Below are 13354 nucleotides of genomic sequence, written 5' to 3'. Positions count from 1 at the left end.
GCGCTGGCGATCGGCTTGAGTTCCTAGTTTGCGGTTTGCCATGCAATGAACATGACCACTCCATCAGAATGCGCAATGTTTATGTTAAAAGGTATAAGAAGCATCAATTGTACACAAAAAAGCGGAACGTTTTCACGTTCCGCTTTGAAAATACATTTTGGGTGCGGCAGCTGTTAAATCAGCCCCAGCACCATCTTCCCTTCTTCAGTGATCATATCTTGGTTCCAGGGTGGGTCCCAGACGATGTTGACTTCGGCTTCACTGACTCCGGGCACGCGTTCGAGTTGACCTTTGGCATCCTCGGCAATGGCTGGTCCCATTCCGCAACCAGGGGCGGTCAGAGTCATGTCCATGTCAATCTTATGGCCACCTTCAAGACGTTCCTTTGTCTCGAGCGAGTAAACCAGCCCAAGGTCGACAATGTTGACCGGTATTTCGGGGTCGAATACTTTTTTGAGTGCGTCCCAAAGTGCGTCTTGTTCTGGAGGTCCATCGTGATCCTGATCGGCTTGATCGGCTTCGGTGACGTCTTCACCCAGGGCGTCTCCATCGACGCCCTTGATGCGAAACATGCCGTTATGCGTCATGACAGTGAAGTTGCCGCCGAGTCGGTGTGTGATGGTGACCATCTCGCCTTCGGGTAAGCTCATCGGGGTGCCTTGTGGGATGAGTGTGGCCTCGACTTCGCGGGTGAGTGTGCGTTGTTCGTCCATGGTTCTAAGATTGGGAGCCGCCATCGGGCGCTCGATATTTTTTATATGCGCCTAACGGAAAGATTCCAACAAATTCCTCTATTTGATTTTCGATTCAAATTTTTTGTGAATCAATTGACGTAAATTTTCTGCGAGTTCGTCATTGTCGATTTTTTCAATGATTTCCTCAAAAAAGCCGAATACCATTAACTGCATGGCGACTCGGCGAGAAATCCCACGCTGCATCATATAGAACAGTTCGGCTTCATCGACATTGCCAGTGGTGGCTCCGTGGGAGCAGCGCACATCATTCGCCAGAATCTCAAGTCCGGGCAGGGCGTTGGCCTCAGCTGTGGGGTCCAATAGTAGATTGCGATTTGTCTGGTATGCATCCGTTTGTTGAGCACCTTCAGCCACTTTGATCAAACCGGAAAAAATGCTACGTGCGTTGTTTAACAGCGCATTTTTATACAGTAGGTCAGAGACTGCGTTGGGGGCGTTGTGCGTCTGATAGGTGCGTTGGTCGAATTCCTGGGTTTCTTCGGCGACGGTGAGTGAATACATTTTCACATCCGCACCCGGGCCTTCGATGCGTGTTTGGCTTTCAAAGCGGGCGCGTTCGGCGCCGATATTGACCGCCACATTCTGTACCTGTGCATCACGTTCAGCGACTGTGGTGTCCAGCTGGAAGGAAACGGTCTTCTCGTTCCAGTCTTGTACGATTTTGCGGAAAACGTGTGCATTGGCGCCTGCATGAATATTCGACACCGAGATGTTGAGCGCTTCGTTCGCGTCAGTCTCGGAGAAGAACAGATCAACCACGGATACCTTTGAATTGTCTTCTGCGATAATCAAGGTGTGCGGGAATACTGCTGAGCGAGTCGCACTGGTCCAGTAGTAGTTTACGAAGGGCTCTGCAATTTCGACTCCTTTGGGTACATACAGCAGGGAGCCAGCTTTTACGGTGGCAGCGTGCAATCCGAAGAATTTTTCCGAACCTAGTTCAGTTGATTCCTTCAGGAAGTATTTTTTCAAGAGCTCTGGGTGTTGCTCGATGGCTTCGGCGAGCGGCAGGTAGACGACGCCTTGAGCAAGTAGCTCGGGGCTGACGCCTTCAAAATTTGCAGGCGCATCGTCAACATAGACACTACGGCCTGCGCGGGTAGTGACCAGTTCAGAGCGCTCGGTCAGTGCGTCGAGTGTGGTACTGGCGGGAGCCGCGACAGGATTGAAATTGTCGATGCTGAGTTTGCCCACACTGGCAAAGCGCCAGGCTTCGTCGCGAGCGGTGGGCATGGCGAGATTTTTGAATCGGTCGAGTCCGGCTGCGCGGCGTTCAGCCAGCCAGCTAGGCTCGTTCGCCGAGAGGTGTTCGTTTGCTGTTTCCAAAGTGCTGTTCATTCTAAGTTCTAAGTTGAGCGTTCCATGTCGGTACGGCGGGCTTATCCGACCGAGCCTTCCATTTCCATATCGATGAGCCGCTTGAGTTCGACCGAGTATTCCATCGGGAAAGCCTTCATTAAGTCGTTAACAAAGCCGTTGACTGCCAGGCTCATTGCTTCGCCTTCAGATAAGCCGCGTTGCATCATGTAGAAGATTTGCTCGGCGCTGACTTTGGATACGCTGGCCTCGTGTTGTACGGTGTTGTTCTGACCGCGGGTGGTGATCGCCGGGTAGGTGTCGGTTCGGCTGTTGGTGTTGATCAACAGAGCATCACATTCGGTATTGTTCTTACAATTCCTGAGGTGCTTTGGCATGTGCACTTGACCGCGGTAGGTGGAGCGCCCTTTACCAATCGAAATTGACTTTGAGATGATATTGCTGGTGGTATTGTCCGCCAGGTGCATCATTTTGGCTCCGGTGTCTTGGTGTTGACCATCGTTGGCGAGTGCGATTGAGAGTACTTCACCGCGGGCTCCCTTTCCCTTCAGGACCACTCCAGGGTACTTCATTGTCAGGCGCGAGCCGATATTGCAGTCAATCCACTTAACTTCGGCGCCTTCGTCAGCCATGCCACGCTTGGTTACCAGGTTGAACACGTTGGAAGACCAGTTTTGCACGGTGATATACTGAATCTTGGCACCCTTGAGGGCTACTAGTTCGACTACTGCACTGTGTAAAGTTGCAGTTTCGAATTTCGGCGCTGTGCAGCCTTCCATGTAGGTGATTTCGGCACCTTCGTCGGCAATGATCAGTGTGCGTTCAAATTGTCCAAAATTCTCTGCGTTAATTCGGAAGTAGGCTTGCAGTGGTTGCTTGAGTTTGACGCCTTTGGGCACGTAGATGAAACTACCACCAGAGAAGGTGGCACTGTTGAGTGCGGAAAACTTGTTGTCTGCAGTTGGAATGACCTTGCCGAAGTAAGGTTTGAAGATTTCAGGATACTTGGCTAGGCCTTCAGTGGAGCCGACAAAGATGACGCCCTCTTTTTCCAAGTCCTCCTTCATGCGGGAGTAGGAGGCTTCCGAGTCAAATTGTGCTTCGACGCCCGCGAGGAATTTGCGCTCCTGCTCAGGGATCCCCAGTCGTTCGAAAGTTTCTTTTACATCATCGGGAACGTCGTCCCAGGAACGTGCAGGTACCTGCCCCTTGGATAGGTAGTAGCGGATTTCGTCGAAATGTATATTCTCGAGATCCTTGTCGGCCCATTGGGTGGGCATTGGTTTTTTATTAAAAATTTCCAATGCTTTGAGGCGGAAATCGAGAATCCAAGGGTCTTCTTCTTTAACCTTTGAAATGTAGCGTACTGTTTCTTCGTTCAAGCCGATACCGGCATCGAACTCGTAGTTTTCCGGATACTTGAAGTTGCCCTTCTCGGTATCGACCTGGATCGCTTCGTCTTGTTCTGTAAGTTCACTCATAATGTTAGCGATTAATGATTAGTTGGTTTACGCGCTGGCGCTGACGAATTCGTCTTTGACCCAGTCGTAGCCCTTGCTCTCAAGCTCTTTGGCCAGTTCTTTATCGCCGCTGTGTACAATGCGACCGTCGAACATGACGTGAACGACATCAGGTACGATGTAGTCGAGTAGACGTTGATAGTGGGTGATTACCAGGAAGCCACGCTCGTCGCTTCGCATGTGATTGACGCCTTCAGACACGATGCGCAAGGCATCGATATCCAGACCGGAATCGGTCTCATCCATGACGCAATACTTGGGAGACAGCATGGCCATTTGTAGGATCTCACAGCGTTTTTTCTCACCTCCGGAGAAGCCTTCATTGAGGGAACGTGCAGTGAATTTGCGATCCATTTTTAATGAGTCCATTTGAGCGTAGAGCTCTTTATAATACTCGACAGCATTGATATCTTCGCCTTCTGGCAGTCGTGCCTGGCGGGCCGCACGGATGAAGTTGGCAATACTGACGCCGGGTATTTCCATCGGGTATTGAAAGGCCAGAAATAGGCCTGCGTGGGAAATTTCGTCCGCCTCTTTGCCGAGGATACTTTCGCCATCCAATAAGATTTCACCGCTCTCGACTGTATAGTCTTCGTGTCCAGCCATGACTTTGGCCAAGGTGCTTTTACCGGTGCCGTTGGGCCCCATCAGCGCATGCACTTCGCCTTTCGGGATCGTCAGACTGAAGTCTTTGAGGATGGCTTGGCCATCAATGGAGACATTTAGATTCTTAATTTCGAGTGTGTTCATTTTTCGGTGTTAAGTTAGAGTTTTTGGTTGTGTAAAGAGCTGTGTTTAGTCGTGGCAGTGGTTACATTTGCCGTCGTAGGCGATGTCGATGTGCTGGGCGGAAAATCCTTTAGGGAGCACTTTCATGAGTTCACCGATGAGTTGATCGGACAGTTCAATATCGACGATTTCACCGCTTTCACGGCAGTAAAAATGTGCGTGCTGTGTTAAGTTTGGGCAGTATCGAGTCGGTTCTCGTTCGAAATTCACTTGGCGAATTAATTTCGTTTCGACCAATGTTTCTAAACAATTGTAGACCGTTGCCAGTGAGATGGTCGGCATTTCGGAGCGCGCCCGTGCATAAATTTCGTCTGCAGTCGGATGGTCACGTTTCTGCAAAAGCAGTGCATAAACATGCTCGCGCTGTTTGGTTGCACGTTGACCACTGCCTTCCAAGGCTGTGTCTAGCAGTTCTTTATACTGTGGTTCGAGTTGCATGTAGGAGGATTGATGGCCGAGAAAGTGGATGTCTACATCGCTTGAATAATGAGACCAAGTAGCAATAGAACTCGATTGAGTACGAATTCAAGCAATAATTGGAATTATTCTAAATATTATTAGCGCGGCTGCTGCCATGAATCATTGCTTATGTCAGTCGGATGAGCCGCGAGCTTGGCCAGTTGTGCATTCGCGATCTGCGGGGCAACTGTGTCAGCAAGTCTATAGCTGGCGAAGCGATTTGCTATGAATCCAGCCGGTGATGTCGGCTTCGGTCTGTATTTTTAGGAATTGATTGTGCTGATCCAGGATTTGGGCACGTTCGCCTGGGCGTGCGATGCCGGCTTCGGGGGCTGCGCTTGCTGGGGCGTGATGCAGCGAGACCGGGGAGTTGCTTATAATGACTCCAGATACCAGCCGTGTGCTTTGAATGACGAGGGCGGCACTGCTCAATGCGAGTGCGATGGCAGCGAAGCTGATGCAAAGCTTCAGTAGGATTCGAGGTTTACGGCCTGCCATATAGGGTAAGAGGATGGCAGCAATTATAATCCAGAAGCATACGCTTGCGATGTAAATCCAGCTGCGCTGGGATAAGCTATTGGAAGCTATTTGCCACCAAGTCGTCGTTTGTTGATAGAGGCCTAGTTGCTGCCGGAGGGCGCCCAGTTTGAATAGATAGTTTTTGTTGGCAGGGCTGAGGCGAACAGCGCGTTCGAGTTGCCAAATTGCTTCGGCGGGGCGCTGCTGTTGGTAGAGGCTGAGCGCTAGGTTATGGTGTGCAGCGGCGCTTTCCATCTGTGACAGGCTGCGTTCAAATGCTGAGGCCGCTTCTTGGTAGTCGGATTGATGGTAGGCTTTGACACCGTCCTCAAAATTATCTGCATGTAAAGTCAGCCATGGGGCAGCTAGCGCGCTCAAATACAGTAGAATGAATTTGGGGATTTTTAAAAATAGGTTGATTCGCCGCGGGCTAGCGGAGTATGCGGCATCGCTAGCTGATTTTCTTAATAAGTTCATAGTGCTTTCAAAATCCTTTCCAATTGGTTCTTGGCAGAGGAGAGAGAGCTTGTGGATCGGGTGCCTGCGAAGCGCTGAGCATCTGCAGTTTTGAAGAGCTCCTGTGTGAGTTCGATGATTGTATCGTCAACATTTGCTTGTTTGAGTGCCTGTGTAAGTTCGTCGATATTGGCGGTGCGATAATTTTGCTGGCTACGACAGCTGGTGGCGAGTCGAACTGCATTTTGCGCGTTGGCATAAAAGTGATCGGCGTCTGCTGCTTGTTGAGCGGACTTTGAGACCGCGCGTAGCTCTTGTTTGGCTTTATAATGGGCGGCGTAGCTGTTATCATCCCTGAGGCGTCGTCGGTGACGTAGTAGCAATGCGGCACAGCTGAGCGCGATAGCTATGGCGGCGTTGATGATCCAATAAATACTCTCTGTTGCTGCTGTGGTGTCCAGACGATAGCTGTGTTTGGGGCGATAATCCAGCGTGAGTAACGCTTCTTCCATGCTGAGTTCCTTTTGTAGCGGCTGGGCGGTTGTCGTTGTCGCTGGACTAGGCAGGTGACTGGTTGCCGGGGCGATTGTTGGTATATCCGAGGGACTGACTTCGATGGGAATTGTAGGTGAGCTGAGCTCTGTATAGCGTTGGGCTTCGGCATCAAAGTAGGCGAAGCGAATTTCTGGGATTTCGATGTTTCCGGATTGATTGGGGATCATTACATAGTCGAAACGTTTGGTGCCGCGAAGTGTATTGTCCGGAGAGTGGGGCAGGAATTGGGATTCCGGATCATAGTTACGCCAATCATCAGTTGCGGGAATCGTTGGGCCACTAATGCGATCAAAATTGCCCTTGCCGGAGATCTCGACTGAGAGCATAATTGGTTCGCCAGTTTGGGTCTGGTCGCGGTCGGTTGAGACTTGCATACTAAAATCGCCGATGGCACCTGAAAAGCTGTGCGGTTGATCTTCGGAAGGCAGTGCACGCACGTCAATTTGGGTCGGCTCTGTGTAAACGGTGAAGCGTTCATTTTGTCCGAATAGATCGTCGAAGAGACTGCTGCCAAATCCGCGCCCGCCAAATGGGTCACGCCGGTTGCTCTGGCTGGGAACACTGGCAGAGACTGTGAACTGAAAATTAAGATCCTGCTGCCCTGTTTGAATTGGGGTGATTGAGAGTGGCCAATTGAGTACTCGATAGCGACGTCCTTTGACGATTTCGACCGTCTCTTTGCTGTCTGGGAGGTCGCTGATTGTGAAGCCATCTGCGCTGCGATCAAAGCTGTTGAGGCCTGTTAGACGGACCTCTTCGGATATATAAAGCTTGAGCTCGATTGGGGTCGTTTGCCCTACATACAGATGCTCGGGTGTATTTGTTTTGAGAAAGATGAGTTCGTCGGTGGTGGGGCCTGCGTCTGCCGGGCGTTCAACTGTTTCAAGCGTCGCTGCTGGAACACGATAGTTTTCTCCCTTATATTCAAATACATAGCTAGGTATTGTGAATGTACCAATACGAGGTGGTTTGGCATCGATAATGAGTTTTTGAGTGACGCTATACTCGGCAGCGCCGTTGATGATACTGGTCTGCTGGCTGGTGGAGGTCCGGCCATTGCTCAGCTCCAGCCCTCCGGATTGTGGGATGGGGAGGCCGGTGACACGTTCGATTTGAGGTTGGCGGGTGTTGTCGGTTTCTTTAATCTCGACGACATATTGTGATTTGTCGCCCATGGCTACACGTGGTGGATTAAAGATTGCGCTGACACTGATATCGGCTGAGGCTGTAAGCGTCAGCAGTGTGAGGAAGATGGAAGTCAATAACTGAAGTCGATACATAGCTGAAAGATTACCAGTCGCGAAGATCGTTTTGGTGTCCGCGACGAGATTGGTCGATAAAGGGCAGGAGGGTTTCTTTGCCGCGCAGAGAGTCCAGTAGAGCGGCCGCTTCGGCTTCTGACATACCTTGGATGTGTTCATCGCTGGGGGCGCCGGCAAGGTTTTGACCTTCTTGGTCTGCTGCGTCTCCGGCCGATTCGGAGGCGCTGGCTGACTGATCCTGCTCCGCGCTTTCTTCGTCCGGTTGTGGCTGTGGAATGTCGTCCACGGGGTCCTGTGTGGATTCTTGCTCGGCACTTTGTGCTGGATTGCTTTCGGAGTCGGGCGCGGTTTCGGAGCCATCCTGAGGTTGTTGTGAGTCCTCTGCTTGGTTTGAATCGCTTTGTTGGTCTTGCTGAGATTGATCAGTTTGTTGGGATTGGTCGCCTTGTTGGGATTGTTGCGAGTCCTGTGATTGTTGGGCCTGATCATCTTGCTGGGAATCCTGCTGATCCTTTTCCTGGGATTCGTTCTGATCTTGATCCGAGCTTTGATTTTCTTGGGATTCTTGATCTTGTTGATCTTGTTGATCTTGCTGATCGGATTTGTCGGAGTCTTGGGATGAGTCGTCCTGTTGCTGTTGCTCTTCGATTAGCTTTTCAATGGCCTCTCTGACTGCTGTGATTTGTTCGAGGTCTTGTTGGATGGAAGTATCCTCGGGGTCGATTTCTTGGGCAGATTGATACAATGTTTCCGCTTTTTTGATTTGTTCGAGTGCGGTTTGAGGGTCGCCAGACTTATAGCTGCTACGGCCTTGTTGATAGGTGGCGTATCCCAGATTATACAGCGCATCGCGTTGTAGCATGAGATCATCGGTGTGGGCGATCGCGGTTTGGTAGTCGCGAATGGCGCTTTCATAGTCGCCTGCTGTCAGTGCATCGTAGGCTGCATTATATATATTGCGAGCGTCGGTGGGTTGTTCCGTTTTCGCAGGGCTTAGGGGCTCCGTTGGAGAGTCTACTTGCGCTTGAGTCTCTGTTGTTGTCGCCAGCAATAGAGACAGTAATATTAGGTTGGCATGAATGTGTACGCTGCGTCGACGTCGTATTAGAATTTCCATTACAAGTAGGGCGACTGCAATGAACAGAGGCCACTGGAAGCGTTCGATTCGTATTTCCTGTAGTTCGGATGCGCGTTCTTCGCGCGGGAGAGTGGCGATGACGGAACGATAGAGCTGGTCGAGGGATGCGCTGCTGAGGCGACTGTAGCTGCCGCCAGTTGCATGTGCGATTTGTTGTAGCGTATCTTCGTCGAGCTGGCTGCGTACGGGTTGGCCGTCGGCATCGCGAACATATTCTTCGATGCCTTGTTGGTTGCGTATTTTTAAGTATTCGCCTTCTGGTGTGCCGATGCCGATGGCGAAAACTTGGATGCCATCTTCTTGGGCCGCTTCGGCAGCCTGTGTTGCATGGCCGCCCAGGTCTTCACCGTCAGTGAGGAGCACCACGACTTTAACATTACTTTCAGTTGGAAAGGCTTCGGCGGCTTCTTTGATTGCATTGCCTAAGTCGCTCCCGCCGCTCGTCATGATGCCTGGGTCGATTGCATCCAAGCTTTCTCGAAAGGCGGAGTAATCCAGAGTGGGAGGTGTTTGTAAGAAAGCCTGGCCTGCAAAGGCGACGAGTCCGATGCGGTCGCTTTCGAGGCGTTCGAGCAGGTCGATAATGGCAAGTTTGGCGCGGTCCAAGCGAGTTGGTCGCAGATCGGTTGCCAGCATACTTTTCGAGCTGTCGAGCACGAATACGATGTCCAGTCCACGTGCTTTTCGCTCTGACCATTCGACGCCCAGTTGTGGGCGCGACAGGGCGATGCCGATCGCGAGCACTGCGAGTAGAATGCTGGTGCTTTTAATCCATGTTCTGCTTAGGCTGGCTTGTTCTGTAAGTTGTTCGAGCAAGCGGCTTGCGGCGAAGCGACTGAGCAGGGCGTCGCGTCGGCGGAAGCCATAGGCAAGAATCGCTGCAAATAGCAGGCATACCAGTGGTGTCAGGCTGAGCCAAATTGGTTCTTCAAAACTCATGGTAGTCGGCGGTAGCGGGTGTTACGGAGAAGCTGTTCGAGTGCGAGTAGCATTAGGCCCAAGCTGGCGGGCCATATGAATAATTCGGTGAAAGTCGCATATGAGCGCAGTTCAATCTCGGTAGTTTCCAGTTGATCAATTTCGTCGTAGATTCGCTCTAAATCTCCGTCCTGAGTGGCGTTGAAAAAACGTCCGCCTGTTAATTCTGCGATTTGGGTTAATTCGCTTTCGTCATAGTTTGAAATATCGCTGCGACCACGATACACGGGGGCACCGTTTGGGTCGCGCAGGATTCGACCGTTGCGATCTGTTTCCGGAATCGGGACGCGTCCTTTTTTGCCAGTTGCGATAGTGTAGACTTTGACGGCTAAGGTTTTGGCTACTTCAGCGGCTGCGATGGGGGAGACGGCTCCGGCGTTGTTTTCTCCATCAGTTAGCAAAATGACTATACGACTGCGGGCTTCATGGTCGCGCAGTCGATTAACGCTGGCTCCGAGCGCAGTCCCAATCGCAGTGCCTCCACCGTCAATCTCGCCGAGTTCAAGCCGTTTTAAATTACGTTTGAGCCAGTCGTGGTTGAGAGTGAGCGGGCTTACTACGTAAGCGTTGGCGGCAAATGCGACCAGCCCGATACGGTCGTAGCTGCGCTTGTCGATAAAACTGTCGACCACGCGTTTGGCAGCGTCTAAGCGTGTGACCACATCGTCTCGTGTCGAGAGGTCGAGCGCCCGCATTGAGCCAGATAAATCCAGTGTGACAACAATGTCGATGCCTTCGGCTTCTGTGCTATCATTCATGCGGCCGATTTGTGGGCGGGCGAGCGCAGTGATGAATGCAATTAGAGCTAATAAACGGAGTCCAAATAGAAATTTTCCCGGACGACTATGTCGATTCTGGCAGATCTCCTTGACTAGTGAAATACTGGAGAATCGGACTGCGGCTTCAGGGCCCATGCGTCCGGCCCACCAAGCCAGTATCGGGATGGAGACGAGTAACAACAAAAAGATCGGATCGTCGAACTGAAAGAAACTCATGCGGGCGCTCCTTCCTGTTGCCGGGCGAGTGAATGTGCCTGATCAATCAATTGATGTATCTGGTTGGATAGTTGTCTGCGGGCTTCTGTATCGAGTGCGTGTTGAGCAAATTTTATTTGGTCGAGGGTGGTGAGCACTTCGCTGAGTGTCTGGTGGAAATTTGGGTCGAATGTCGGGTTATCTTTTAAATCGTGGAGGAACTCTTCGCTGGTACGTGCATTGAAGCGTAGGCCCAGGCCGTTTTCGAGGTAGCGGCGGAGCGCTTGGGAGCTAAGAATGGCAAAGCGTTCGTGGTCGTCGTTTGTGAGCTGCGTGGCCACCTCAAGTTCTGCAATTGCGGCTTCGTAGGGGGCGGGCGCTACGTTTCGCGAGCGACGGGCACGTAGTAAGCGCCAAAGTAGCAGAGCGATAAGTAGAATGGCGACGCCGATCGCGAGTGCGATCGGCCAGGGGGCGTGGGTTGGAATCTCTATTGGGCCGCGCACGCGATCAAGTCCCGGTCCTTCTGGAAGGGGCGGTAGTTGAGGAGCGGAGGTTGGCATTTGCGCGAGAAACATGGGTGGGAGCTACGATGTGGATATATGAGTCTTAGTGGCGACTGGCACGACGAGCGAATAATTGGCGTAGAGCTGGCAGGTAGGGTTGGTCAGTGCGGGCTTCGATCCAGTCGAGGCCTTTTTTGCGCATATTAGTCTGGAAGTCGATGCGGCGCTCTTGAGCGCGCTGTTTGTAGCGTTCGCGTACGCTGCGGCTGCTGGTGTCTATTTCAACTAATTCGCCAGTTTCAGCGTCTTCCAGAGTGATCAGGCCCACTTCCGGGAGCTCGTATTCGCGAGGGTCGCTGAGTGCGATGCTAACCAGATCGTGACGTTGATGTGTCAGTGCTAGTGAGGTGTACAGAGCTGTGTCCTTGGCGTTGAGTGGAGAGTGCTCGTTCTCCATGAAATCAGAAAGGAGGAAGATGACGCATTTTCTGCGCTGCACACGATTGAGATAATCGAGTGCAACCTTGTGCCGTGTACCTTTTCCACGCGGAGAGTAGAAAAGTAGGTCCCGGATGACGCGAAGAATGTGGCGGCGGCCTTTTTTAGGTGGGATGTAGTGTTCGACTTCGTCGGTATAGAGTAGCAGACCGACTTTGTCGTTGTTTTGTGATGCGGAGAATGCGATTACGCTGGCAATTTCGGCGGCGCGTTCGCGCTTACTCTGGTCGACGGAACCGAATACACCAGAGGCACTCAGATCGACTAAGAGCATGAGGGTGAGTTCGCGCTCTTCCCGAAAGACTTTGACGAAGGGGCGATCCATTTTAGCTGAGACGTTCCAGTCAATTGTACGCACATCGTCGCCGATTGCGTATTCACGCACCTCTTCGAAGTCCATGCCACGTCCTTTAAATGAGCTATAATAGGCTCCAGTCACTGAATCGGTGACGAGGCGTCGCGTGCGGATTTCGAGACGACGTACTTTTTTGATGATGTCGGCTGTGTTCACGGGATGCGGCTATGTGGAAGTGGTATTGTAGAGGCGTATGTGCGTGATGCAGGATTCCTTGTGGGGCTTAAGGCACGGGCACGGCATTGAAAATCGAGCTGACGAGCTCTTCGCTGGTGATTTCTTCTGCTTCGGCCTCGTATGAAGGGATGACGCGGTGACGCAGTACATCCATGCCAATTTCTTTGACATCTTGGGGGATGACGTAGGCTCGCCCCTGCATTAGGGCCCAGGCTTTCGAAGCTAGCGTGAGGCTAATTGTCGCACGGGGGCTAGCGCCGAATTGAATATATTGTGCGAGTTCGAGTTTGTATTGGGCGGGATCGCGTGTGGCGAGGATGAGATCGACAATATAGTCGCGGATCTTTGGGTCGACAAACACTTCGTTGACTAATTTTCGAGCTTCGCTGATTGCTTCCAGCGAGGTCACGGCATCGACGCTCAAATTGGGGGCGGTGGAGGACATGCGGTCCAAGATAGCTCGTTCGTCGGCTTTGCTAGGATAGCCAACCTTGAGCTTGAGCATGAAGCGGTCCACCTGTGCTTCCGGTAGCGGGTAGGTGCCTTCTTGGTCGATGGGATTTTCCGTTGCGAGTACTAGGAAGGGCTCAGGCAGGGGGTAGGTGGTGTCGCCGATGGTGACCTGGTGTTCTTGCATTGCTTCAAGTAGCGCGCTTTGGACTTTAGCGGGGGCACGATTGATTTCATCGGCTAAAATCAAATTGGCAAATATAGGACCCTTGCGAGTGTGAAAGGTGTTTTCTTTGGGGCTGTAGATGAGGGTTCCGATGATGTCGGCGGGTAGTAGGTCCGGCGTGAATTGTATACGCTTAAAATCAGCTGCAGTAGCTGTCGCTAGAGTGCGGATACTCAAGGTTTTTGCGAGTCCGGGGACGCCTTCGAGTAATACGTGGCCATTGGCAAGTAATCCAACCAGTAAGCGGTCGACCAAATAGTGCTGGCCGACGATGACGCGGGCAATCTCCTCGCGCAGTGCTGGGATCCATTGAATCGCTGATTGGAGTTTTTCTTCGATCATAGGTGCGTGTGACTCTTGGCTCATAGTATTTAGATAAAACGCCGTTTTAGGTGGCTGGTAAACTGACAAAGGAGAAAG

Annotated in this window: 12 protein-coding genes; all 12 read right to left on the bottom strand. The window is 51.8% G+C overall.

What is annotated here, in order from left to right:
- Window positions 1–173: 173 nt before the first annotated feature.
- Window positions 174–713: a putative Fe-S cluster assembly protein SufT gene (sufT, locus tag QEH59_RS02195; RefSeq protein WP_308983726.1), complete on the bottom strand. Its 540-nt coding sequence runs from the start codon at window positions 711–713 to the stop codon at window positions 174–176.
- Between the two features lie 78 nt (window positions 714–791).
- Complete coding sequence (sufD, locus tag QEH59_RS02190) at window positions 792–2093, bottom strand: Fe-S cluster assembly protein SufD (RefSeq protein ID WP_308983725.1); 1302 nt, start codon at window positions 2091–2093, stop codon at window positions 792–794.
- Between the two features lie 41 nt (window positions 2094–2134).
- On the bottom strand, window positions 2135–3553 hold the full coding sequence (gene sufB / locus QEH59_RS02185; RefSeq protein WP_308983724.1) for a Fe-S cluster assembly protein SufB: 1419 nt from the start codon (window positions 3551–3553) through the stop codon (window positions 2135–2137).
- Window positions 3554–3580: 27 nt separating this feature from the next.
- On the bottom strand, window positions 3581–4342 hold the full coding sequence (sufC, locus tag QEH59_RS02180) for a Fe-S cluster assembly ATPase SufC (RefSeq protein WP_308983723.1): 762 nt from the start codon (window positions 4340–4342) through the stop codon (window positions 3581–3583).
- A 45-nt stretch (window positions 4343–4387) separates the two neighbouring features.
- Window positions 4388–4819: a Fur family transcriptional regulator gene (locus tag QEH59_RS02175; RefSeq protein ID WP_308983722.1), complete on the bottom strand. Its 432-nt coding sequence runs from the start codon at window positions 4817–4819 to the stop codon at window positions 4388–4390.
- Between the two features lie 222 nt (window positions 4820–5041).
- Complete coding sequence (locus tag QEH59_RS02170; RefSeq protein WP_308983721.1) at window positions 5042–5836, bottom strand: SH3 domain-containing protein; 795 nt, start codon at window positions 5834–5836, stop codon at window positions 5042–5044.
- Window positions 5833–7650: a BatD family protein gene (locus QEH59_RS02165; RefSeq protein WP_308983720.1), complete on the bottom strand. Its 1818-nt coding sequence runs from the start codon at window positions 7648–7650 to the stop codon at window positions 5833–5835. Before QEH59_RS02165 ends, QEH59_RS02170 begins: the two co-directional genes overlap by 4 nt.
- Before the next feature lie 10 nt (window positions 7651–7660).
- On the bottom strand, window positions 7661–9709 hold the full coding sequence (locus tag QEH59_RS02160; RefSeq protein WP_308983719.1) for a VWA domain-containing protein: 2049 nt from the start codon (window positions 9707–9709) through the stop codon (window positions 7661–7663).
- On the bottom strand, window positions 9706–10743 hold the full coding sequence (locus QEH59_RS02155; RefSeq protein ID WP_308983718.1) for a vWA domain-containing protein: 1038 nt from the start codon (window positions 10741–10743) through the stop codon (window positions 9706–9708). Before QEH59_RS02155 ends, QEH59_RS02160 begins: the two co-directional genes overlap by 4 nt.
- Complete coding sequence (locus tag QEH59_RS02150; RefSeq protein WP_308983717.1) at window positions 10740–11285, bottom strand: DUF4381 family protein; 546 nt, start codon at window positions 11283–11285, stop codon at window positions 10740–10742. Before QEH59_RS02150 ends, QEH59_RS02155 begins: the two co-directional genes overlap by 4 nt.
- A gap of 46 nt (window positions 11286–11331) precedes the next feature.
- A complete protein-coding gene (locus QEH59_RS02145) occupies window positions 11332–12237 on the bottom strand; it encodes a DUF58 domain-containing protein (RefSeq protein WP_308983716.1) in 906 nt (301 codons plus the stop codon).
- Between the two features lie 67 nt (window positions 12238–12304).
- A complete protein-coding gene (locus QEH59_RS02140; RefSeq protein WP_308983715.1) occupies window positions 12305–13300 on the bottom strand; it encodes an AAA family ATPase in 996 nt (331 codons plus the stop codon).
- Window positions 13301–13354: the final 54 nt, after the last annotated feature.

The sequence above is a fragment of the Thalassobacterium sedimentorum genome, assembly GCF_031127905.1.
GTDB lineage: Bacteria > Verrucomicrobiota > Verrucomicrobiia > Opitutales > Coraliomargaritaceae > Thalassobacterium > Thalassobacterium sedimentorum.
This window is presented reverse-complemented; position numbering and strand designations above follow the sequence as displayed.

Bases quoted from the DNA above. Each gene is read 5' to 3' on its own strand.
- sufT (WP_308983726.1), bottom strand. From the start codon at position 713: ATGGACGAACAACGCACACTCACCCGCGAAGTCGAGGCCACACTCATC.
- sufD (WP_308983725.1), bottom strand. From the start codon at position 2,093: ATGAACAGCACTTTGGAAACAGCAAACGAACACCTCTCGGCGAACGAG.
- sufB (WP_308983724.1), bottom strand. From the start codon at position 3,553: ATGAGTGAACTTACAGAACAAGACGAAGCGATCCAGGTCGATACCGAG.
- sufC (WP_308983723.1), bottom strand. From the start codon at position 4,342: ATGAACACACTCGAAATTAAGAATCTAAATGTCTCCATTGATGGCCAA.
- QEH59_RS02175 (WP_308983722.1), bottom strand. From the start codon at position 4,819: ATGCAACTCGAACCACAGTATAAAGAACTGCTAGACACAGCCTTGGAA.
- QEH59_RS02170 (WP_308983721.1), bottom strand. From the start codon at position 5,836: ATGAACTTATTAAGAAAATCAGCTAGCGATGCCGCATACTCCGCTAGC.
- QEH59_RS02165 (WP_308983720.1), bottom strand. From the start codon at position 7,650: ATGTATCGACTTCAGTTATTGACTTCCATCTTCCTCACACTGCTGACG.
- QEH59_RS02160 (WP_308983719.1), bottom strand. From the start codon at position 9,709: ATGAGTTTTGAAGAACCAATTTGGCTCAGCCTGACACCACTGGTATGC.
- QEH59_RS02155 (WP_308983718.1), bottom strand. From the start codon at position 10,743: ATGAGTTTCTTTCAGTTCGACGATCCGATCTTTTTGTTGTTACTCGTC.
- QEH59_RS02150 (WP_308983717.1), bottom strand. From the start codon at position 11,285: ATGCCAACCTCCGCTCCTCAACTACCGCCCCTTCCAGAAGGACCGGGA.
- QEH59_RS02140 (WP_308983715.1), bottom strand. From the start codon at position 13,300: ATGAGCCAAGAGTCACACGCACCTATGATCGAAGAAAAACTCCAATCA.